Origin of the sequence: Micromonospora sp. WMMD736, from assembly GCF_049179015.1 — a bacterium.
Lineage (GTDB): Bacteria > Actinomycetota > Actinomycetes > Mycobacteriales > Micromonosporaceae > Micromonospora.
This window is the reverse complement of record NZ_JBMHMI010000001.1, coordinates 5,467,520-5,489,808: the sequence shown is the minus strand read 5'-3', so window position 1 is coordinate 5,489,808 and position 22,289 is coordinate 5,467,520. Positions and strand designations below refer to the sequence as shown.

The 22,289-nt window shown below is 71.1% G+C and carries 18 protein-coding genes; 5 read left to right on the top strand and 13 right to left on the bottom strand.

The genetic code is table 11. The annotated features are described in order from the left end of the window. Nucleotides 1-101: 101 nt before the first annotated feature. From prfB to pruA, 3 genes are all read right to left on the bottom strand, one after another. Entirely contained in the window at nucleotides 102-1,223 is a 1,122-nt protein-coding gene (gene prfB, locus ACN269_RS24785; RefSeq protein WP_421474665.1) for a peptide chain release factor 2, read from the bottom strand. Nucleotides 1,224-1,287: 64 nt separating this feature from the next. Beyond that, on the bottom strand, nucleotides 1,288-1,803 hold the full coding sequence (locus tag ACN269_RS24780; RefSeq protein WP_266249116.1) for a PadR family transcriptional regulator: 516 nt from the start codon (nucleotides 1,801-1,803) through the stop codon (nucleotides 1,288-1,290). Between the two features lie 176 nt (nucleotides 1,804-1,979). Then, entirely contained in the window at nucleotides 1,980-3,608 is a 1,629-nt protein-coding gene (gene pruA, locus ACN269_RS24775; RefSeq protein ID WP_421474664.1) for an L-glutamate gamma-semialdehyde dehydrogenase, read from the bottom strand. A 464-nt stretch (nucleotides 3,609-4,072) separates the two neighbouring features. Here pruA and ACN269_RS24770 point away from each other — a divergent pair, with 464 nt between their 5' ends. Further along, nucleotides 4,073-5,200 carry a hypothetical protein gene (locus ACN269_RS24770; protein WP_421474663.1) on the top strand — a complete coding sequence of 376 codons (1,128 nt, stop codon included), beginning with the start codon at nucleotides 4,073-4,075 and terminating at the stop codon, nucleotides 5,198-5,200. Between the two features lie 82 nt (nucleotides 5,201-5,282). Here ACN269_RS24770 and ACN269_RS24765 read toward each other — a convergent pair whose 3' ends face one another. Next, nucleotides 5,283-5,792, bottom strand: coding sequence for a DUF6912 family protein (locus tag ACN269_RS24765; RefSeq protein WP_421474662.1), 510 nt, complete (start codon nucleotides 5,790-5,792; stop codon nucleotides 5,283-5,285). A 203-nt stretch (nucleotides 5,793-5,995) separates the two neighbouring features. Here ACN269_RS24765 and ACN269_RS24760 point away from each other — a divergent pair, with 203 nt between their 5' ends. Further along, nucleotides 5,996-6,223 (top strand): helix-turn-helix transcriptional regulator, encoded by a 228-nt coding sequence (locus ACN269_RS24760; protein ID WP_053657286.1) that lies wholly within the window; start codon nucleotides 5,996-5,998, stop codon nucleotides 6,221-6,223. Between the two features lie 219 nt (nucleotides 6,224-6,442). Next, nucleotides 6,443-7,024, top strand: a complete 582-nt coding sequence (locus ACN269_RS24755) for an Rv3235 family protein (RefSeq protein WP_421474661.1) — start codon at nucleotides 6,443-6,445, stop codon at nucleotides 7,022-7,024. A 269-nt stretch (nucleotides 7,025-7,293) separates the two neighbouring features. On the opposite strand, the gene secA is transcribed toward ACN269_RS24755, so the two are convergent. After that, complete coding sequence (secA, locus tag ACN269_RS24750; RefSeq protein ID WP_421474660.1) at nucleotides 7,294-10,221, bottom strand: preprotein translocase subunit SecA; 2,928 nt, start codon at nucleotides 10,219-10,221, stop codon at nucleotides 7,294-7,296. Between the two features lie 168 nt (nucleotides 10,222-10,389). Between secA and ACN269_RS24745 the strand changes: the two genes are divergently transcribed. Both ACN269_RS24745 and ACN269_RS24740 read left to right on the top strand, forming a co-directional pair. Further along, nucleotides 10,390-11,541, top strand: a complete 1,152-nt coding sequence (locus ACN269_RS24745) for a GNAT family N-acetyltransferase (protein ID WP_421474659.1) — start codon at nucleotides 10,390-10,392, stop codon at nucleotides 11,539-11,541. Continuing rightward, nucleotides 11,538-12,653 (top strand): GNAT family N-acetyltransferase, encoded by a 1,116-nt coding sequence (locus ACN269_RS24740; RefSeq protein WP_421474658.1) that lies wholly within the window; start codon nucleotides 11,538-11,540, stop codon nucleotides 12,651-12,653. Before ACN269_RS24745 ends, ACN269_RS24740 begins: the two co-directional genes overlap by 4 nt. Nucleotides 12,654-12,751: 98 nt before the next feature. On the opposite strand, the gene hpf is transcribed toward ACN269_RS24740, so the two are convergent. The 8 genes from hpf to efeU form a co-directional block, all read right to left on the bottom strand. Continuing rightward, nucleotides 12,752-13,378 carry a ribosome hibernation-promoting factor, HPF/YfiA family gene (gene hpf / locus ACN269_RS24735; protein WP_421474657.1) on the bottom strand — a complete coding sequence of 209 codons (627 nt, stop codon included), beginning with the start codon at nucleotides 13,376-13,378 and terminating at the stop codon, nucleotides 12,752-12,754. A 245-nt stretch (nucleotides 13,379-13,623) separates the two neighbouring features. Beyond that, nucleotides 13,624-14,331, bottom strand: a complete 708-nt coding sequence (locus ACN269_RS24730) for a ComF family protein (protein WP_421474656.1) — start codon at nucleotides 14,329-14,331, stop codon at nucleotides 13,624-13,626. A 4-nt stretch (nucleotides 14,332-14,335) separates the two neighbouring features. Then, nucleotides 14,336-16,153, bottom strand: coding sequence for an LpqB family beta-propeller domain-containing protein (locus ACN269_RS24725; protein ID WP_421474655.1), 1,818 nt, complete (start codon nucleotides 16,151-16,153; stop codon nucleotides 14,336-14,338). Continuing rightward, nucleotides 16,150-17,901, bottom strand: coding sequence for an MtrAB system histidine kinase MtrB (mtrB, locus tag ACN269_RS24720; protein WP_421474654.1), 1,752 nt, complete (start codon nucleotides 17,899-17,901; stop codon nucleotides 16,150-16,152). Before mtrB ends, ACN269_RS24725 begins: the two co-directional genes overlap by 4 nt. Before the next feature lie 12 nt (nucleotides 17,902-17,913). Further along, nucleotides 17,914-18,603 (bottom strand): MtrAB system response regulator MtrA, encoded by a 690-nt coding sequence (mtrA, locus tag ACN269_RS24715; protein ID WP_355052014.1) that lies wholly within the window; start codon nucleotides 18,601-18,603, stop codon nucleotides 17,914-17,916. Between the two features lie 121 nt (nucleotides 18,604-18,724). Then, the gene (gene efeB / locus ACN269_RS24710) at nucleotides 18,725-20,002 is read right to left on the bottom strand and encodes an iron uptake transporter deferrochelatase/peroxidase subunit (RefSeq protein WP_421474653.1); all 1,278 of its coding nucleotides are present in this window, start codon (nucleotides 20,000-20,002) and stop codon (nucleotides 18,725-18,727) included. Nucleotides 20,003-20,027: 25 nt separating this feature from the next. Continuing rightward, a complete protein-coding gene (gene efeO / locus ACN269_RS24705; RefSeq protein ID WP_421474652.1) occupies nucleotides 20,028-21,161 on the bottom strand; it encodes an iron uptake system protein EfeO in 1,134 nt (377 codons plus the stop codon). Nucleotides 21,162-21,184: 23 nt separating this feature from the next. Then, nucleotides 21,185-22,141 (bottom strand): iron uptake transporter permease EfeU, encoded by a 957-nt coding sequence (efeU, locus tag ACN269_RS24700; protein ID WP_421474651.1) that lies wholly within the window; start codon nucleotides 22,139-22,141, stop codon nucleotides 21,185-21,187. Nucleotides 22,142-22,289: the final 148 nt, after the last annotated feature.

The following is a 22,289-nucleotide window of genomic DNA, read 5'->3' as shown; positions in this document are numbered from 1 at the left end:
GGTGTAACAACTGAGCCAAGCCCCACGCCCCGCAGATGGCGCGCGCGTCGTCGAATCAGGCTCTCACCTGGAGATCGACGACGCGCTCCGCCCGCGAGTCGTTACGCACCGTCGCTGGCGAGCTGCCGCTGCTTGCGCCAACGGATACCGGCCTCGATGAAACCGTCCAGCTCGCCATCGAAGACCGCGCTCGGATTGCCGGTCTCCTGCTCGGTTCGGAGATCCTTCACCATCTGATACGGGTGCAGGACGTACGACCGCATCTGGTCGCCCCACGAGCCGGCCGCGTTCTCCTTCAGGCCCTCCAACTTGGCCTGTTCCTCCTGGCGCTTGCGCTCCAGCAGTCGGGCCTGGAGCACCCGCAGCGCGGAGGCCTTGTTCTGTAGCTGGGACTTCTCGTTCTGGCAGGTCACCACGATGCCGGTGGGGATGTGGGTGAGCCGGACCGCCGAGTCGGTGGTGTTGACGCTCTGCCCACCGGGGCCCGACGAGCGGTAGACGTCGGTCCGTACCTCGTTCTCCGGGATGTCGATGTGGTCGGTCTGCTCGGTCACCGGCAGCACCTCGACGCCCGCGAAACTGGTCTGCCGCCGGCCCTGGTTGTCGAACGGGCTGATCCGGACCAGCCGGTGGGTACCCGACTCGACGCTGAGCGTGCCGTACGCGTACGGCACCTTGACCGCGAAGGTGGCCGACTTGAGGCCCGCCTCCTCGGCGTACGAGGTGTCGTAGACCTCGGTCGGGTAGCCGTGCCGTTCGGCCCAGCGCAGGTACATCCGCAGCAGCATCTCGGCGAAGTCCGCCGCATCCACACCGCCCGCGCCGGCGCGGATGGCGACCAGCGCCTCCCGGGAGTCGTACTCGCCGGAGAGCAGGGTGCGGACCTCCATCTCCTGGATGGCCTTGGTCAGCCCGGTGATCTCCGCCTCGACCTCGGTGAGCACACCCGGGTCGGACTCGGCCTCGGCCAACTCCAGCAGCACCTGGGCGTCGTCGAGCCGGCCGCGCAGGCTGCCCAGCTTGCTGATCTCGCCGTTGACGTACGACAGCTGAGAGGTCACCTGCTGAGCCTTGGCCTGGTCGTCCCACAGGTCGGGGGCGGACGCCTCCTGCTCCAGACGGGCCTTGTCCTCGTGCAGCCGGTCCAGATTGAGGACGGCCTCGATGTTGCGCAGGGTCGCGTCGAGTTCCTTGAGCTGTTCGGCGTAATCGGCAGCGGTCACGACAGACAAGCGTACTGCGTCGCGGAAGCCGCAGCTCGTTCCGTGTCCGTGAACCCGCCGACGGTCACCCGGCGGGGGCGGACTTCAGCCACGACAGGGCTGCCCGGTGATAGGCGACGGCGAACTCCAGCGCGCTGGCGTCGTACGTCTCGCCGTCCCGTTTGGCGTTCTTGACCTGTTCCCGTACCTGGGCGAGGGCCTCGGTGTGGTATTCGTTGGCCGAGGCGTACAGGCTCTTGAGCTGGCTTGACGAGTGGAGGTTGCCGAAGGCCATCCGGAGCGCGATCGGGTTGCGGATGGTGTCCCGCCCCGGGTTCTCCGCCAGCCAGCGGGAAAACGTCCGTTTCCCGCTGGCGGTCAGCGCGTACGGCTGGCTCATTCGGGGGCCCGGCTTGCCGAGCCGCACGTAGCCCCGCTCGGCCAGGACCGGCAATTCGCGGTAGACCTGACTGCGTGTCATCGACCAGTAGGGCGCCAGCCGGCGCTCTGCGGCGGCCATCAGCTGACCGCCCGTCATGGGACCCTCGTGGAGCAGCCCGAGAAGGGCCGCCGCCGTGGGGTTGACTCCGGATTCCGCCATGCCCGTTACGCTGCCACTTTGCGCTGCCGGCGTCCAGGATTTGGCGGTTTGCCACCCAAGAAGGACTTCCTATGTGCACTGTCGGCGGCAGACTGTCCGTTGAGGACTATCGATGTATTGCCGCTCTCGGCCGACCGCCGGCGGCGCTACGTGCGCCGCCGGCGGGTCACCGCAGGTCAGCCCATGTGAGGGTACGTGTGGTCGGTCGGCGGCACGAAGGTCTCCTTGATCGTGCGCGGCGACACCCAGCGGACCAGGTTGAGCCAGGAGCCCGCCTTGTCGTTGGTGCCGCTGGCGCGGGCCCCACCGAAGGGCTGCTGCCCGACGACCGCGCCGGTCGGCTTGTCGTTGATGTAGAAGTTGCCGGCCGCGTACCGCATCCGCTCGGCGACCGAGTCGACCACCTGCCGGTCGGTGGCGAACACCGAGCCGGTCAGCGCGTACGGGGCGATCGACTCGGCCTGCGCGACCACCTCGTCGAAGCGGGCGTCGTCGAACACGTGCACGCCGAGGATCGGCCCGAAGTACTCGGTGGTGAACGTCTCGTGCGCGGCGTCGGAGCACTCGAAGAGCGTCGGCCGGACGAAGTAGCCGACCGAGTCGTCCGCCGTGCCACCGGCCAGCACCCGGCAGCTGCCGTCCCCGTTGATCAGCTCCAGCGCGGCGGTGTGCCGGGCGAACGCCTTGTCGTCGATCACCGCGCCCCCGAAGTTGCCGAAGTCGGCCACGTCGCCGTAGGTCAGCGAGTCGGCGGTGGCGGCCAGCCGGTCACGCAGGCCACCCTCCCAGATCGAGCGCGGCACGTACGCCCGGGAGGCGGCCGAGCACTTCTGGCCCTGGTACTCGTACGCGCCACGGATCAGCGCGGTGTGCAGCGCGTCCACGTCGGCGCTGGTGTGCGCGACCACGAAGTCCTTGCCGCCGGTCTCGCCGACCAGCCGCGGGTAGCCCCGGTAGCGCGCGATGTTGTCGCCGACGGTCTTCCACAGGTGCTGGAAGACCTTCGTCGAACCGGTGAAGTGGATGCCGGCCAGGTCCGGGTCGGCGAGCACGACGTCGGAGACCTCCTCACCCCGACCCGTCACCATGTTGATCACGCCGGGCGGCAGGCCGGCGGCCTCGAAGAGCCGCATGGTGAAGTGCGCGGCGAACTGCTGGGTCGGACCCGGCTTCCAGATCACGGTGTTGCCCAGCAGCGCCGGCGCGGACGGCAGGTTGCCGGCGATGGCGGTGAAGTTGAACGGGGTGACCGCGTAGACGAAACCCTCCAGGGGCCGGTGGTCGAAGCGGTTCCACACGCCGGGCGCCGATGCCGGCTGCTCTTCCAGCAGACGCCGCGCGAAGTGCACGTTGAAGCGCAGGAAGTCGATGAACTCGCAGGCCGAGTCGATCTCGGCCTGGATCGCGGTCTTCGACTGGCCGAGCATGGTGGCGGCGTTGAGGGTGTCCCGCCACGGGCCGGCGAGCAGTTCGGCGGCGCGCAGGAAGATCGCGGCGCGCTCCTCGAACGGCAACGCCCGCCACATCGGGGCGGCGTCCTTGGCCGCCCTGATCGCGGCGCGGGCGTCGTCGTGGGAGGCGTGCGCGGTCACGCCCAGCACGTGCGCGTGCTTGTGCGGCTGCACCACGTTGATCGGGTCGCCCGCCGCCATCCGCTGCTCCCCGCCGATGGTCATCGGCAGGTCGATGCGCTCGGCGGCCAGCTCGGTCAGCCGCCGCTGCAGCCGCTCCCGGTCTGCGCTGCCCGGCTCGTAGTTGCGAACCGGCTCGTTGCGCGGCTCGGGAACGGAGAACACGGCATCCATCAAGGCTCCTGGCGATCTCGACAGCAGTGGCGAAACCGGACCCGCGGGCACCGACCGGATAGCCGGGTGCCGGACGCCGCGCGGGGTAGCCGAGCAGCGGCGGGACCTCCCGCGATTGTTTCACGCGAAGGTGCTGGCCCTGCCGCCGCCGTCACCCGATCGCAAAGGACCGATCGGCTCTCCTCTCCTTACTGGCCCGCGGCTCGCGGTGGTGGGGCTGGGGCGAGCGTCCGTCGCGCTTCCTCCTGAGGTACGCCTCGACTCCTTCTTGGATACGCCTCGACGCGCCGCCGCGTGTGGTGGAGTTGTGACCCCTGCCCCTGAGCAGTTGCCGCCCCTCGACTTGTCCTGGTGGCTTGGCTGGGCCGGCTGGGGCGTACCCGTGGGTGTGGCTCGTTCGGTGGGGGGCGCGGCGGCCCGCGTACCCTGAATGGTCGGTGACCTGGCACCTCGAAGGGGAGACGATGACCAAGCAGCCCGGCCGCGACTCAGCCGCGGAGTCGGACCAGCCGGCGGTCGACGCGAGTACCCCGACCGGCCGGCCTTTCCTGGCGCCCGGAGCGGCGGTCCTCGCGCTGCTGGCGCTCGGCTGGCTGGCCGCCATGCTCTGGTCGACCCGGGAGGCCATCACCTCGGCGGCGGCCGGCATCACCGCGATCAGCCTGTCCGCCTTCGCCCTGCCCGGCGTGATCTCGGCCGCGCTGGTGGCCGGCGCGGCCACCTCGCTGGCCTTCGGCAACCTGCTGTCCCGCCGGTACGGCGACGGGACCACCCTGCGTTTCGTGGGCGCGATCGGGGCCGGGATGCTGGTCGGGCTGCTCGCCGCGGTGGCGATCAACCTCACCTACTTCGACACCTCGACCACCAACGTGATCGCCGGCACCACCGCGGCCGCCGCGATCATCGGCGGAGCGGTCGCGGGTGCCCGGACCGCCCCGGCGGTCGGCGCGGTGGTGACCGCCGCACTGGGCACGCTGGCCTTCGTGGTGGCGTTCAGCCGTGCCCGGGACCCGCTGTTCGACCTCTTCGGCGCGGGCGACACCCAGCAGTCGCTCGTCGACGCGGCCAAGTGGGTGTCCCGCACCGAGTCGCTGCTCGGCGGCCTGCTCGCCGGAGTGCTCGCCTTCGGTTACCTCACCTGGGCGCGGCGTCGAGCCCTGCGGCACGATCCGCAGACGCCCGCGCTGCGCTGGCCGGCGTACCTGCTCGCCGGCGCCGGACCGGGCCTGCTCCTGCTGCTCGCCGAAGTGATCATCCGGATCGGCGGCCGCTCGCTGTTGGACCTGGCCAGCGCGCTCAGCGAGGCGGACGCGGTGGCACAGACGTCGCTGGGCACCTCGCGGGTGGACAACGGCATCTGGGTGCTGTTCGTGGGGGCGCTGACCGCGCTCGTCGCGTTCGGTCGGACGCTCGGCCCGGGGCACAGCGACGACGAGCCGGCCACCGACCCGGACTCAGCGGCTCCGGCCACCGCGACGGAGGCCGAGGACGCGCACGCAACGGAGCCGGCGGCTCAGGACGCGCCCGACACCGACCCGGCACCGGCTTCGCCGGCTGCCGCCGACCCCGCACCGGCCGACCCGACCCGCTGACCGACCGGCCTCAGGGCTCCCCCCAGCCCACCCCGACGACCCGAGAGATCGTGGAATCAATCGGTCCCTGAAGGGGCGGTTGTCAGGTGGCGGCGCGCAGCAGGATGTCCAACTCCGACACGTCGTACCACTCCAGCTCGTGATCCTCGGCCCCGTCGACGGTGAACTGCGCGTCCGGGTCACCGGCGGCGGCCTCGGCCACCACGTCGGCCGCCGCGGCGACCTCCTCGACGGCGTCCGTGCCGTCCACGTGGATCGCCGCGACAGCCCCCACCGGCACGGTGCCCGTCACCGTCACCAGGCTGGAGCCCAGCTCGCCGTCGCCTCGACCGAGCGCGGCGGGCGACAGGTCGACCGAGACGACCACGCGGCGGCGGGGCGCGGCCGGATCCTCCCGGAGCAGGTGCAGCGCGTCCTGGGCGGCTCGGGTGAACGCGACGTACTCCAACTCCTCCTCGTCACCCTCGGCGTACCACTCGCGCAGTGCGGGCGTCACCGCGTGCGCGGTGTCGACGGTCAGCCCCTGCTCGCGCAGATGGGCCAGCATGGGTACGGTCGCCGGCACGTACACCCGGACAAGCTCGTCGGTCACCGGTCGTCTCCCCGCTCGATTCCGTGCCGGCGGTAGCCGGCACGGGCGCAGATCATGCCGCACGCCGTGACCGTCATACACCTCGCCTCCGGTCGGTGGAAGTTTCCCGTCGGTGTGTCCGACACCGATGGCCGCAGCGATGTTGGGCGGTCAGCAATGTCGGTGGCAAACTGAGGCAAACGACGTCAACCCCGGGAGTTCCTGTGGAGCCGAGGTTCCTGCTGCTCTCCGACGTGGCCGCTGAGCTGAACGTGTCGGACTCGCAGGTCTACCACATGGTCCGCAGCGGGGAGCTGCCGGCGATCAAGATCGGCGGGCGCGGTCAGTGGCGGGTCGAGCGGGCCCGACTGGAGGAGTACATCGCGCAGAAGTACGCCGAGACCGCCGACTGGGTACGTGGGAACCCCCTCGTCGACCGCGACCCCGAGTAGCACCCGGCACGACGTGCGCCCCACGGGTTGATCCACTCCAGATCCCCGAAGTGGGGCTGTTCCTGCCATCGGGATACCCCGACTTCCGCGATCTGGAGTGGATCATGCCAGCCTGCGCGCCGTCTGCGCGCTCGTGGCATTGACCGGGGACGCTCTTTCGCCGAGAATCGAGCCAGTCGGAGGCAAACGAAGGCAAACGCAAGATCATGGGAGGCAGCGATGAGCGAGCGGCGGCCCGGAGTCTCCCGACCACCCGTGCGCCTGCGCCCCGTTCCGCCCATCGATCCTCCGTACCAGGACGAGACGTACTGGCCGGGGCCGACCCAGGGTCAGCTCGCCCTCGACCTCTTCGCCTCGACCCGACCGGATCCCGTCCGGCCTCCGGTGCGCCGCACGGCCCCACGCCGTACGCCCGCGCATCCGGCCAACCACCCGGGCGCTCCCCTGCCGCCGACGACGGCGTCCGAGGCCGCCCGGGCCGCGCACCGCTTCGTCGGCACCTGCCTTGAGGTGGTCAACGGCTACCGGTCGCCGGCCCAGGTACGTCCTCTGCTCGACCCCGGCCGGGCGACCGACCTCCTCACCGAACTTGCTCGCGCCACTGGGCGGGCCGGTCCGACGCGGCGTCGGGCCACCCGGCCGGTATTGCGACTGCTTCGACTGCGGGTCTGCGAGCCCAGGGAGGCCGCGGTCGAGGCGGCCGCCGTGGTGAGCGGTCCCGGTGGCCGCAGCTGGGCCATGGCCCTGCGCTTGGAGCACCGGCGGGGCCGGTGGTTGTGCACTGCCCTGCACGTGCTGTGAGCCGCCCCGCCGTGCGCTGATCGACTCGACGTCCCGGAAATCGGGGCATCAACCGGCCGCCGACACACCGACTTCCCGAAAGCGGAGTCGATCTCACCGCCGGGCCAGACGCCGGCTGGGCCGAAGACGCCGCACCGCCAGGCCGAAGACGCGAGGCCGAAGACGCCAAGCCGACCGAGGCCAAGCCGACCGAGGCCAAGCCGACCCGGGCCGGAGACGCCGATGGGCCCTGGCCTTGCCGGCCGGGGCCCATCGGGACGCGGTGTCGGTCAGTTGCCGCCGTTGGGTGCGCCGTGGCAGCGCTTGTACTTGCGACCCGAGCCGCACGGGCACGGCGCGTTGCGGGACGGGCCGTTGCCGCCGTCGGCCTGGTTGGGGGCCGGACGCCGGGACCCCGCCGTCGGGAGGGTCGGGCCACGCAGCCCCGATGCCGGCCGCTGCGGTGCGGACGGCGCGCTCTGCCCGGGTGCGGCCGGAGCGCCCTGGGCCGGGCGGCCCACGCCGAGCGCCGGCGCCTGCTGCTGCTCCTGTTCGAAGGCGACAGCACCGGGGCTGGCCTCGCCGTCGATGGTCGGAGCGGAGTACTGCAGACCCTGCCGCTGCGGCGTACGGTTCAGACCCTTGGCCCGGATCTCCACTGGCTTGTCGAGCAGCTTGACCTCTTCCGAGTCGACCTCGGGCTCCGGCTCGGTGACCTGGACGTCCACGTTGTAGAGGAAACCGACGGTCTCCTCCTTGATGCCGTCCATCATGGTGGCGAACATGTCGAAGCCCTCGCGCTGGTACTCCACCACGGGGTCGCGCTGGGCGTACGCCCGGAGGTTGATGCCCTCCTGGAGGTAGTCCATCTCGTAGAGGTGCTCGCGCCACTTGCGGTCGATCACCTGGAGCAGCACCATCCGCTCGAGCTGGCGCACCCCCTCGGTGCCGAGCTGCTCCTCGCGACGGTCGTACGCGGCGTTCGCGTCCTCCTTGAGGCGGGCGACCAGGAAGTCGGCGTCCATGCCGGCCCGCGACCCGCCGGTCTCCTCCTCCAACTCCTCGATCGTCACGGCGACCGGGTAGAGCTGCTTGAGGCTGGACCAGAGCTGCTCAAGGTCCCAGTCCTCGCCGTAACCCTCCGAGGTGGCACCCCGCACGTACGCCTCGACGGTCTCGTCGATCATGTTGCGGACCTGGTCGGAGAGGTCTTCACCGTTGAGCACCCGCAGCCGCTCGGCGTAGACGACCTGGCGCTGCTTGTTGAGCACCTCGTCGTACTTCAGGACGTTCTTACGGATCTCGGCGTTCTGGCCCTCGATCTGGGCCTGGGCGCTCTTGATCTGGCGGGTGACCATCTTCGACTCGATGGGCACGTCCTCCGGGATGTTGAAGCGCTCCATGACGGCCTCGACCGCGCCGGCCCGGAAGCGGCGCATCAGCTCGTCCTGCAGGGACAGGTAGAACCGGGACTCACCCGGGTCGCCCTGCCGGCCGGCGCGACCGCGCAGCTGGTTGTCGATCCGCCGGGACTCGTGCCGCTCGGTGCCCAGCACGTACAGGCCACCGGCGGCGGCGACCTCCTCCGCCTCGGCGTCGCAGGCCTGCTTCCAGGTGGGCAGGACCTCCTCCATCGCCTTGTCGTAGTCCTCCTCGTTCTCCAGCGGGTCGAGGCCGCGCTGGCGCAGCTCGTTCGCCGCCAGGAACTCGGGGTTGCCGCCGAGCAGGATGTCCGTGCCACGGCCGGCCATGTTGGTGGCGACGGTGACCGCACCCTTGCGCCCGGCCTGGGCGACGATCTCCGCCTCCCGGGCGTGGAACTTGGCGTTCAACACGTTGTGCGGGATGCCCCGGCGGCGCAGCAGCTGGGAGAGGATCTCGGAATTCTCCACCGAGACGGTGCCGACGAGCACCGGCTGACCCAGCTGGTGCCGCTCCGCGATGTCCTCGATGACGGCGTTGAACTTGGCCTTCTCCGTCTTGTAGATGACGTCCGGCCGGTCCTCGCGGACCATCGGGCGGTGGGTCGGGATGGTCACGACGCCGACCTTGTAGACCTTGTTGAACTCGCTCGCCTCGGTCTGCGCCGTACCGGTCATGCCGGACAGCTTGTTGTAGAGGCGGAAGTAGTTCTGGAGGGTGATCGTGGCCAGGGTCTGGTTCTCCTGCTTGATCTCCACCCCCTCCTTGGCCTCGATCGCCTGGTGCATGCCCTCGTTGTAGCGACGGCCGTGCAGGATGCGACCGGTGAACTCGTCGACGATCAGGACCTCGCCGTCGCTGACGATGTAGTCCTTGTCGCGCTTGTAGAGCTCCTTGGCCTTGATGGCGTTGTTGAGGTAGCCGACCAGCGGCGTGTTCACCGACTCGTACAGGTTGTCGATGCCGAGCCGGTCCTCGACCTTGGCGACACCGCGCTCGGTGACCGCCACGGTCCGCTTGGAGTGGTCGACCTCGTAGTCGCCCTCGCCGTCGGTGCCGGGCTGGAGCCGGGCCACGACGCCCGCGAACTCGCCGTACCAGCGGGCCGAGTGCTCGGCCGGGCCGGAGATGATCAGCGGGGTACGCGCCTCGTCGATCAGGATGGAGTCGACCTCGTCGACGACCGCGAAGTTGTGGCCCCGCTGGACCAGCTCGTCCTTCGACCAGGCCATGTTGTCGCGCAGGTAGTCGAAGCCGAACTCGTTGTTGGTGCCGTAGGTGATGTCGCACTCGTAGGCGGCCTTGTGCTCGGCGGCCGGCCGGTTGGGCAGCACCACGCCGACGGTCAGCCCGAGGAACTCGTGCACGCGACCCATCCAGGCCGCGTCGCGCTGGGCGAGGTAGTCGTTGACGGTGACCACGTGCACGCCGTCGCCGGAGAGCGCGTTGAGGTAGACGGCCATGACCGAGGTCAGCGTCTTGCCCTCACCGGTCTTCATCTCGGCGATGTTGCCGAAGTGCAGTGCCGCGCCGCCCATCACCTGGACGTCGTACGGCCGCTGGCCGAGCACGCGGGCGGCCGCCTCGCGGGCCACCGCGAACGCCTCCGGCAGCAGGTCGTCGAGGGTCTCACCGTCGGCGAGCCGCTCGCGGAACTGCTCGGTCATGCCGCGCAGCTCCTCGTCGGTGAGGTTGACGTAGTCGTCCTCGATCGAGCTGACGGCGGCGGCGATGGCCTTGAGTCGGCGCACCATGCGGCCTTCGCCCGCGTTAAGGACCTTTTCCAGAATCGACACGGATCAACGCTCCCCTAGACAGTCTCGAACCATCGTAGGCGCAACATCGGCGCGATGGTCACTGGTGGCGGCGGTCCGCTTCACCGAACCCGACATAACACGCGCGCAGGCCGTGCCCGGGACGTTATCCGGTTACGCCCAGGGCGAACGTTCCGGCACGATGCACGGGTGGAGCCTGTGGAGATCATCGAGGACGGCATCCTGCTGCGACCCTGGCGGGAAGCCGACGCCGACGGCGTACACCGCGCCTGCCAGGATCGGGACATTCAGCGCTGGACCACCGTTCCGCGCCCGTACCGTCCCGAACACGCCCACGATTTCGTCACCGGGGTGAGCGCACGGGCCTGGGCGGACGGCACCGGAGCGCCGTTCGCGGTCTGCGACGCGGCCACCGGCGACCTGCTCGGCTCGTGCGGGCTGGTCGCCATCGACAGCGCCGGCACCGGCGAGATCGGCTACTGGACGGCCCCGTGGGCGCGCGGCCGGGGGGTGACCGTGCGGGCCGCCCGGGCGGTGTCCCGCTGGTCGTTCGAGAAGCTCGGGCTGCGCCGGCTGCTCTGGCAGGCGGAGGTGGGCAACCACGCCTCCCGGCTGGTCGCGCTCCGGGCCGGATTCCGGATCGACGGCCGGGTACGGCTGGCGAACCCGGCACCGGACGGCGGCGTGGACGGCTGGATCGGCTCGCTGCTGCCGGGCGAGGTGCCCGAAGCCGGGTCGACCGGGCCGGCCGCCCGAAGCACCCTGGCGGCACGCCGGGCCGCTGTCTTCGGCCGCCCGCAACCCGTCCTCTTCGCCGCCTCGGCGAGCGGCGAGCTGCGGCTCCGGCCGATGGAGGAGCGTGATCTCGACGCCGTGGTGCAGACCTGCCGGGATCCCGAGACGATCCGCTGGACCACGGTCCCGGATCCGTACGACCGCTCCGACGCCGAGGGCTACCGGGGTTACGCCCAGGATGCCTGGGCCCGTGGGGACTCCGCCTGTTTCGTGATCGCCGACCCCGACGACAGCTACGTCGGCACTCTGGACCTGCGGCTCTCCCCCGCCGACCCGCTACTCGGGGACGTGGGCTTCATGGTCGCCCCGGCGGCACGCGGGCGGGGCTACCTGCCGGCCGCGCTGCTGGCGCTCAGCGCCTGGGGCTTCACCACCCTGGGTCTGGCCCGGATCGAGTGGAAGGCGAACGTCGGCAACACCTCGTCCCGGCGGGCCGCCGAGAAGGCGGGCTTCACGGTCGAGGGGACCGCCCGGGGTGGGGTACTGCACCGGGGTGAGCGGGTCGACGCCTGGGTGGGCGCGCTGCTCGCCGAGGACCTGACGTGACGGGCACGCCGCCGGTCGTCGAGGCGTACGGGGTACGGCTGCGGCCGTTCCGCCCCGACGACGTCCCGGACCTGGTCGACGGCTGCGCGGACCCGCTCACCCAGCGGTTCGTGTCCGCCATGCCGTCCCCGTACACCGAGGTGGACGCCCGCTGGTGGATCGAGGCCGGCGCACCGGCGGTCTGGGCCGGCGGCGGCGCCGCGTACGCCATCGCGGACCCGGCCACCGACCGGCTGCTCGGCGCAACCGGCTTGAGCGACCTGATGCCCTTCCGGAGCCAGGCGAACATCGGCTACTGGCTGCGGCCGTCGGCGCGCGGACGCGGCCTGGCCACCGCCGCGACCCGGGCGCTGAGCGAGCACGCCTTCGACGCCGGGGCGGCCCGGCTGGAGTTGCACACCGAGCCGGAGAACGCGGCCAGCCAACGCGTCGCGCTGGCCGCCGGCTTCCGCTACGAGGGCCTGCGCCGGTCCGCCGGTCAGGACCGCAACGGCAGCCGGTACGACCTGCTGGCGTGGGTACGCCTCGCCGGAGATCCCCCTGGCCCGACCCCTCGGCTGCTGCCGGACCTGCCCGACGGGATGCTCACCGACGGCGTGGTGACGCTGCGCAGGCGCGGCCCGGACGACGCAGAGATGATGTACGCGCTGCACAGCCGGCCGGACACGGTGGCCAACCAGGCCCCTCCGGTGCCCCCGACACGGGAGTCGGTCGAGCGGCTCTGCCGGCTGGCCGAGAGCGCGTGGCTGACCGGTGACATCGCCCGGCTCCTGATCGTGGACGCGGCGACCGGCGAGCCGGCGGGCAGTTGCGGGCTGTCGTACACCGACGTGGCAGCCGGGGAGGCGTCGGTGGGCTACGCGCTGCTGCCCGAGTGGCGCGGCCGGGGGTACGCCACCCGTGCGCTACGACTGCTCGTCGACTGGGCGTTCGGGCCGGTCGGCGTGGCTCGGCTGACCGCCGGGACGGTGCCGGAGAACACCGCCTCGCACCGCGTGTTGGAGCGGGTCGGCTTCCGGCGCGAGGGCCTGCAACGCGGTCGCCTGCCCGGCCTGAACGGCACGCGCGTGGACGACCTGACCTTCGCACTGCTGCCGGGCGACAGGCGCTGACGAGACGGGGAGTCGCGCCGGGCGACAGGCGCTGGCGGAAGCGGGGAGTTGCGCCGGACGTCCGGCGCAACTCCCCGCTCGACGTGGTCGAACCCCGGTCAGGTGTCGAGGGAGATGATGCCGTAGTCGTAGGCGTGACGTCGGTAGACGACGCTCGGGCGGCCGGTCTCCTTGTCCTGGAAGAGGTAGAAGTCGTGACCGACCAGCTCCATCTGGAACAACGCGTCGTCGATGGTCATGGGCTCGGCCGGGTGCACCTTCTCCCGGGCGAGGTGCCACGGCTGGTCGTACTCCTCCTCGGCGCGCTCCGCCACGGCGGTGCCGGCGCGGGCGCCCGACGCGGAGAGCGGGGCGGCCACCAGGTCGGTGACCGGCAGGTCGGCGGTGGCGGCGGCCACGGAGATCGGCGCGTGCCGACCGCGGTGTACGCGCCGACGGTCCGCCGCGCGGCGTAGCCGGGTGTCGAGTTTCGCGATGGCGGCGTCGAGCGCGCTGTAGAAGTCGTTCGTGCAGGCCTCGGCCCGGATCACCGGGCCACGCGAAACACAGGTGATCTCCACCCGCTGGCAGTGGTCGGCCTGGCGCGGATTGCGCTCGTGAAACAGCTCGACATCGATGCGAATAATCTTGTGGTCGTAGCGTTCGACCTTTGCGAGTTTCTCGGCTACGTGTACCCGGTAATGGTCCGGCACTTCGACGTTGCGGCCCTTGACCACGATGTCCACGTGACCTCCCTTGTTCGGACGTCTTCGATCCGGTTTCCCGGTCGCACGCCGTAGGAAGACCCGCTGGCGTCGACCGGTCAGTGCGGCTACGCCTCCTCTCACCGCCAGGGGCGGGATGGAACGACCTCCTACCCCCGACAGCGAAACGCTAACTCCTGTTCGCCCGGCAGTCACCCCTTGTTGCCAAGACCGCCCGGTATTTTTCGCACCTCATACACCAACGGGTGAAACGGAAACACGGTCTGTTACAAGTGCAGTCTTTTCTCGGTCGCGGCGAGCACCGCGGCGACATCTGGTCGCCATCCGGTCGCGGTCAGCACCCGGGCCGCCGCGGTCAGTGTCACACCGGTGGTGACGATGTCGTCGAGCAGCACCACGGTCGGCCCGCCATCCGACGGGTCGGGACCACCCGACGCGCCGGAACGGGGACGGAACGCCGCCTCGGCGGCCGCCGCACGGCCCGCGCTGTCCAGGGTCACGGAGTCGGGCCGGGGCAGGGCACGCAGCGGCCGGTGCACCCGTACGGGCCAGCCGGACCGGCCCAGCCGGGCCGCGCAGTGCCGGGCCAGCCGGTCCAGGTGGTCGCCGTAGCGGGCCCGCGCCGCAGCCGCGGTGTCCGGCACCGGCACCAGCGCCAGCGGACGCACCTCACCGACCGCCGCAGCGACCACCTCGGCCAGCAGCGCGCCGAGCGGACGGGCCAGACCGTGCCGGCCGTGGTCCTTGTACGCCAGCAGCGCCTCCCGCAGCGGACCGTCGTACGGGCCGAGGGCGACGCAGCGCGGCAGGCCGACCGGGGCGGGGGTGGGGCGGGTCACCCGGGGCCGCAGCGCGCTCAGCCTCGTGACGCAGGAGGGGCAGACCCCGTACCGCAGCCGTTGGTGCCGCTCCCGGCAGCCGGCGCAGTCCGCGGGGAGGACCAGGTCGGCGAGGTCCACCCAGAGCCCGCGCACGACGTCAGTAGAGGAAGAACGGGGCCGACGGGTTGCTCGGGCGTACTCCGGCCGGCGGCGTGGGAACATCGCGGACCTGCTCGGGCGCGATCCGTTCGAACGGGCTGCTGCGGTACGCCACCTTGTTCGCCTCGTACATGTACGCCCCGGTGGGCACGCGCACGCTGCGGTTGGTGGGGTACGCCGTCAGGTGGTTGACCTTGGCGCCCACATCGGTGCGCAGCGGCGTCTCGAGGGCACCGTCCACGCTGATCTCGTAGATCGCCGGTTGGCCCGCCGAGCCGGCCACCACCAGCCGGTCCTCCCCGATCCAGTCCACCGCGCTCAGGTTGGTCAACGAGGTGACCAGCGCCCGGGGCGGGCCGATGGACAGGCCGCTGCCGGAGCCGTCGAGGTTCAGCGCCGCGACGTAGAGCCGCCCACCGGCGATCAACGCGATCCGCTGACCGTCCAGCGCGGAGGCGACCGCGGTGACGTCCGGCGCGGGAAGGTTGAGCGGCACCTGCGACATCCGGGCGGCCTCGTCGAAGCGGTAGAGGCGGCCGTCGGCCACCACCAGACCCTGCGCCGGACGCGTGTCGGCGGTACGCAGCCAGACCGGGCGGCCGATCGAGGCGTACTCCCCGGCGCTGCGGCCGAGCGCGGCCACGGTGTCCGAACCCGCGCCCACCGCGAGTCGCTGCCGGTCCTTGCCGCTGGTCACCACCAGAGCGGCGAGCACCCGGTCGACGCCCCGCGCGAGACCGGCCGACACGATGGCGCGGTTGAGCTCGGGCGTCAGGGGCACCGCGCCGCTGGGCTCGCCGGCGAAGTCGAGCGGGCGGATCGCGCCCTCGTAGACGCCGTACCGCTGCGGCTCCTCCCGGACGGGGTAGAGCTGCTGGGCCTTCCGACGCTCGTCGAGGTCCTGCACGGGCTGCGAATTGTTCCGGATCTTCAGCTCCAGCTCGCCCGGCAGGTCGCCCAGCGACCAGGCGAGCTGCGTGATCACCTGGTCGACCCGGCTCTGGTCGTCGCCGGACATGTCCAGGTTGACCTCCCACCGGTTGTTCGCACCGGTGGCGTTGTTGATCAGCTCGGTGCCGTCCGGCAGACCGACGACACCCGGCCGCAGCCAGTCGGACGGGCCGCCCACCAGCCACCGCACGACCTCGTTGACCCGGCGCTCGTCCGGCACCGCGTACGGCAGGTAGCGCTGGTCGGGCACCAGCCGGGTGCGGTCGGAATTCCAGAAGTAGATCGACTCGTCCTGGTAGTACTGCTGGAGGGCGACGTCGCTGAGCAGTAGCACGTTCGGCGGGTCGAGCAGGTACTGCCCGGCGCGCTCGTCGCTGCCGACGCCGCCGAGGCCCCCGCTGCGCAGCCGGAACTCGTACTGCGTCTCGGTCGCCACCGGGGGCGCCAGGGTTCCGTTGGTCCGCAGCACGCCGATCTGCTGCACAGTGATCTTGACGGTGGTGGTGGAGTCGCTGTTGAAGGTGAAGACCGTCTCGCCCAACCGCACCACGGTCAGCGCGACCTCGCTGCCCTTCTTGTCCTGCAGGCGAGGCCGGTGCTCGGGGGCGATGAACGCCTTCACCCGCTCGTACGCCCGGTCCGGCTCGCCCGCAGCGGCGGACAGGAAGTTCCGCACGAAGGCCGCGTTGTCGCTGCCGCTGGCGGTCCGCGACGGCGGTTCGCTGCTGCGGCCGTTGCTCGATCCGGCCTCGGTCGCGGTGCCGGCCTTGCCGTCGACCCGCACGTCGGACGAGGCCGGGATGCCGCACCCGGCGCTGAGCAGCAGCGCCGCACCGAAGGCGCCGAGCAGTGGTCGAGCCCTCACGAGCGCACCTCCTCCCGCTCGTCACTGCCGGCCGACGCCGGGCCGATGGCCAACGCTCCGCCGCTGCCCGGCCCGATGGCCAACGGGCCGCCGTCGCGCGGACCACCGAACGGCAGCGCCGCGTCGGCGGGCACCAGCCGCAGCGGCGACGTGGTGAGCCGGTCACCGGCGCGGGCCGGCAGGGTGAGCCGGAACTGCGCGCCCTGACCCGGCGCTCCCCAGGCCTCCAGCCAACCACCGTGCAGACGGGCGTCCTCCAGGCTGATCGACAGGCCCAGCCCCGTGCCGCCGGTCTGGCGGGCCCGCGACGGATCCGCCCGCCAGAACCTGTTGAACACCAGCTTCTCCTCGCCCACCTTCAGGCCCACCCCGTGGTCCCGGACGGTGATCGCCACGGCGGTCTCGTCGATGCCGAGGGTGATCAGCACCGGGCGGGCCTCACCGTGCTCGACGGCGTTGCCGACCAGGTTGCGCAACACCCGCTCCACCCGGCGGGGGTCGACCTCGGCGATGACGGGGGTGCCGGGCAGGTCCAGCTCGATCTCCACGCCCACCCGCTCGGCCAGGCCGGCCAACCGGTCGACGACCCGGTGCACCACCGGCACCAGGTCGGTCGGCTCGGCGTCCAGCATGGCGAAGCCCGCGTCGAACCGGCTGATCTCCAACAGGTCGGTGAGCAGCTCCTCGAAACGGTCCAGCTCGGCCTGGAGCAGCTCGGCGCTGCGCGCCACCGCCGGATCGAACTCGTCGCGCTCGGCGAAGATCAGGTCGGCGGCCATCCGGACCGTGGTCAACGGCGTCCGCAGCTCGTGCGACACGTCGGAGGTGAACCGGCGCTGCAACCGCGACATCTCCTCCAGGCGCAGGATCTGCCGTTGCAGGTTTGTCGCCATCTGGTTGAACGAGGCGGCCAGCAGCGCGAGGTCGTCCTCGCCGTTGACCACCATCCGCTGGTCGAGGAGGCCGGCGGAGAGCCGCTGCGCGGTCCGTGCGGCGACCCGGACCGGGTTGACCACCAGCCGGGTGACCAGTGCGGCGAGCAGCCCCAGCAGGATCACCAGGGCGATGCCGGTGCCGACGACGGTGGCCCGGGCGTCCGCGGCGGTGGTGTCCTGACGGGTCAGCGGCACCAGGTAGTACAGCTCGATCTGGCCGAAGCGGGTCGGCACCGGCGAGCCGTAGACCAGGTACTTCGTCGGCTCGCCGGTAAGCCGGCCGGTCTGGATCTGGCTGGCCACCTTGCCGCTGGCGACCGCGGCCCGCAACTCCTTGCTGATCAAGGGCTGGACGTTGACCGCCGGCGCGGTCCGGGTCTGGATCATCGTCGGGTAGTCGGCGGCGGTGATGGCCACCACCACGCCACTGGTCTGCTGGGGGTCACCCCCGGCCAGGTAGTTGACCGTGCCGTCGATGGTCTCCTGGAGCTGCGCCTCCTGCGGCTGGCCGTAGAGGGAGACCTGCTTGGCCGCGTACCCGGCGCCGCCCTTGAGGCGCAGTTGGACGTCGGTGCGCGCGTTGTCGAGCAGGATCGTCGTGATCTTGTCAGCGATCAGGTACGCGAAACCGCCCACCAGCAGGCTGGAGGCGACCAACGTGATGGTGACCACCCGGACCTGGAGCGAACGCCGCCAGGTCTGGTGCGACCGCGCGAGCAGCCGCGCGACCCGGCCGCTCAGCACACGCCAGACCTCCCGAACGGCAGCGAGCCGACGGGCTGTGGTGTTCTGCGGAGGCGGGGAGGTCGACACAGTGCGACCAGGCTATCCGGTGCCCGCCTTGTATCCCACGCCCCGCACGGTGAGGATGATTTCCGGTCGCTCCGGATCTGGCTCGATCTTGGCGCGCAACCGTTGCACGTGCACGTTCACCAGTCGGGTGTCGGCCGCGTGCCGGTAGCCCCAGACCTGCTCCAGCAGCACCTCACGGGTGAAGACCTGACGCGGCTTGCGGGCGAGCGCGACCAGCAGGTCGAACTCCAGCGGCGTCAGCTTCACCTCCTCGTCGTTGCGACTGACGGTGTGGGCGGGCACGTCGATGCTGATCTGGTTGCCGGGCGGCCCGATGGTCAGCATCTCCGGCGCGACGTCCTCGCCGCGGCGCAGCCGGGCCCGCATCCGGGCCACCAGTTCCTTGGGCTTGAACGGCTTGACCACGTAGTCGTCGGCGCCGGATTCGAGCCCGAGGACGACGTCCACGGTGTCGCTCTTGGCGGTCAGCATGACGATCGGCACGCCCGACTCGGCACGAATCGACCGGGCCACGTCGATACCACTCATTCCGGGCAACATGAGGTCGAGCAGGACGATGTCCGGCCGACTGTCACGAAACGCGGCCAACGCCCGCTCACCGTCGGCCACGAACGAGGGCAGGAAACCCTCACTGCGCAGCACGATGCCGAGCATCTCGGCGAGTGCGGGGTCGTCGTCGACCACCAGTACCCGGGCTCTCATGGGATTAATATTGCATCCCCGTTCAGTTCGGTGGGACCGGCGTCACCCGGCACGGACAGCCTCATGATCCCCCCTCGACGCGGTCCGCCGCCACCACAGCTCGGACGGGTCGCGTCGCCGGTCAGCCGAAGAGCACCCGGCCCCAGTGGTCGCCACCGTCGCGTACGCCGGGCGGGCAGGCGAACAGACCGCTGGAGACGTGCCGCAGATACTCGTTCATCACGTCGTGCCGGGCCAACTGGGTCTGGATCGGCACGAACTGCTTGCGCGGGTCCCGCTGATAGGCGATGAAGAAGAGACCGGCGTCGAGCCGGCCGAGACCGTCCGATCCGTCGACGAAGTTGTAACCCCGGCGCAGCAGGTGCGCGCCGTTGTTGCGGCTCGGGTGGGCGAGGGCGACGTGGGCGTGCTCGGCGATCAGCGGCTTGCCGTCGTCACCGCGTGCCGCGAAGTCCGGCTCGTCGAACTCCGTGCTGCGCCCGAGCGGAGCGCCGCTGCCCTTGGTCCGGCCGACGATCTCCTCCTGCTCGGCCAGCGAGGTCCGGTCCCAGGTCTCCACGAGCATCCGGATCTTGCGGGTGACCAGGTACGACCCGCCCGTCATCCAGTCCGGCCCGTCACCGGGCTGCACCCACAACTGGTCGCGCAGCAGGTCGGTCTCCTCGGCCTTGAGGTTGGCCGTGCCGTCCTTGAAGCCGAACAGGTTGCGGGCGGTCGCCTGGTCGCGGGAGGTCGACGAGGTACGACCGAAACCGAGCTGCGACCAGCGGACGCTGACCACCCCCATGCCGATCCGGGCCAGGTTGCGGATCGCGTGCACCGCCACCTGGGGATCGTTGGCGCACGCCTGCACGCACAGGTCGCCGCCGGAGATCGGTGCCTGCAACGCGTCGCCGGGAAACTTCGGCAGCTCCGCCAGGGCGGCCGGGCGGCGGTCGGCGATGCCGAACCGGTCCCGCCCGTCGGCGTCACGGAACAGCGTGGGCCCGAAGCCGATGGTCAGGGTGAGCTGCGACGGCGGGAGGCCGAGCGCCTCACCGGTGTCGTCCGGCGGGGCCTCGGGCATCCCGCCGACCGCACCGAGGACACCGGCGTCACGGCCGGCGGTCATCCGGGCGGCGGCGGCCGTCCACTCCTCGAGCATCCCGACCAGGCGGGCCCGGTCCTTCGTGATGACGTCGAACGCGACGAAGTGCAGCCGGTCCTGGGCGGGGGTGACGATGCCGGCCTGGTGCTCGCCGAAGAACGGCACCGCGCCCGCCGGGTGGTCGCTGGCCGCCGCCGGGCCGCGCGAGTCACCGACCAGCGCGCCCGCGCCGGCTGCCACCCCCGCGACTCCGGCCACCCCGGCGCCGGCGAGCGTGATAGCCCGCCGGCGGGTCAACCTGCGTACGCTCATCGACTCGACTCCCCCTGCGTCCCGGTCACTTGGCGACGACTGCGGCAACCTTGCTGATCGGCTCGGCGAGCGCGTTGATGCCGTCCGAGAGCTCCTTGAGCTCGGCCTTGCTCAACGCGGTGTGCAGCTTCCACCCGTCGCCGTCGCGGTGCTTGCCGAGCTGCGCCTCGACGTTCGCGAATTCGGTGTCGAGCTGCTTGACCAGTTCCGGCGAACGCTGCTCCAGCGCGGGCCGCAGGGCCGACAGGGCCGCCTTGGAACCTTCCAGGTTGGCGGCGAAGTCCCACAGGTCGGTGTGCGAGTAGCGGTCCTCCTCGCCGGTGATCTTGCCGCTGGCGACCTCGTCGAGCAGCTCCTTCGCGCCGTTGGCGAGCTGGAGCGGGGAGAGCTTCTCGGCGTTGGCCTTCGCCACGATCTCCTTGACGTCGACCAGCAGCCGGTCGGCGATCGGGCCGTCCTTGCTGATGTCGCCGGACTGCCAGAGGTCCTTCTCGATCCGGTGGAACCCGGTGAACTCCATCCCCTCCTCGATGACCTCCTCGCGGCCATCGATCTTGGGGTCGAGGTCGCCGAAGATCTCGGCCACCGGCTCGATCCGCTCCCAGTAGGTGCGCGCGACCGGGTACAGCGTCTTGGCCTTCGCCACGTCGCCGGCCTTCACGGCGGCGACGAACTCCTCGGTCTTCTCCAGCAGCGCGGCGGTCTGGCTCTTGACGTACCGCTGGTAGTTGTCGGTGGCCCCGGCCAGGGCGGCGTCGGCGGTGAGCGGCTGCGCGGACCCGCTGACCTTGAGCGCGCCCCGGATGCCCTTGCCGCTCATGCCCGGCTTGCAGGCCGTCTCGTACGTGCCGGCGGGCAGTTCGACGTGCAGCTCGCGGCTCAACCCGGGGGCGATGTTCTCCACCTCGCCCATCACCCGGTCGCCGGAGGCGTACACGTAGAACTCAGTGACCTTCGCACCCGAGTTGGTGATCTTAAAGGTGGCCGTTCCGGCGCCGAGGTCGGTCGTGGCGACGTCACAGGCCGTGTCGGTGGCCTTGACCACGATCGGGCCGCCCGCCGCGTCCGACTTGTCGGAGTCGGCCTTGGAGCAGGCGGCGACCCCGGCCGTCGCCAGCACGCCGGCAGCGGCCAGCGCGAAGAATCGGGTGGTACGCATCTGTGCTGTCTCTCCTCGTGGGGTCAGGCACGCTGCGGCGCGGATGCCGCCTCTGCCTCGGCGCCGGTGTCGGCCCCGCGTTCGGTGACGGTGGTGGTGGAGGGCGACGTGCGCTCGGGCGTCGCGGCCACGCCCGCCGCCGCCGGGCCCGTCGTGGCCGCTCCCGCTGCTGGGGTACGCCGAGTCGGGCGCAGGAAGAGCGCCAGGACGGGTACGGCGTACCCGATCCAGGCGATGGTCTCGAGCACGGTGGGCGCGGGGGTCACGTTGAACATGCCGGCCAGCAGCGCCGCGTACCAGGTGCTCGGGTCGAGCACGGTGGTGATGTCGAACGCCAGGTCGCCAAGGCCCGGCAGGACACCGGCCTCCTGGAAGTCGTGCACGCCGTACTTCAGGATGCCGGCGGCGACCAGGATCAGCAGCGCGCCGGTCCAGGTGAAGAACTTGCTGAGGTTGATCTTGAGGGCGCTGGCGTAGAGCAGCACGCCGAGGACCACGGCGGTCACGATGCCGCCGATGAGCGCGAGCAGCGGTCCGCTGTCCCCGGCCGCGCCCTGGGCGGCGGAGTAGAAGATCAGCGCGGTCTCCAGGCCCTCGCGGATCACGGCGAGGAAGGCCATTCCGGCGACGGCGAGCGACCCGACGGCGAGCGCCTCGGTCAGCTTGCCGCGCAGTTCACCCGCGATCGTGCGGGCCGCCTTGCGCATCCAGAAAATCATCCAGGTGACGAAGACCACGGCGGCGACGGAGGTGATCGCCTCGAACAGCTCGCGATCCTCCGAGCGGGCCAACAGCGAGGTCGAGGTGTACTCGATGAGCCAGCCGAACAGCACGGAGAGCGCCACGGCCAGGCCGACGCCCGCCCACACCTGGGGCAACCGGTCCCGGCGCTGCGACTTCACCAGGAAGGCGACCAGGATGCTGACCACCAGGGTCGCTTCCAGGCCCTCCCGCAGGCCGATCAGGTAGGTGGCGAACATCCCCGCTCCGTGTTCATTAGGCACGCCTTCACTAACTTAGGGCAGCCATACCTTCCTCCTGTTCACAGGCCTCGTCAAGTTGTTCTTGCCAAGCTCACTCTCCCCGTGACCTGGTCTTCGACCAGCAGCCGCATACCGTTCACCGTCC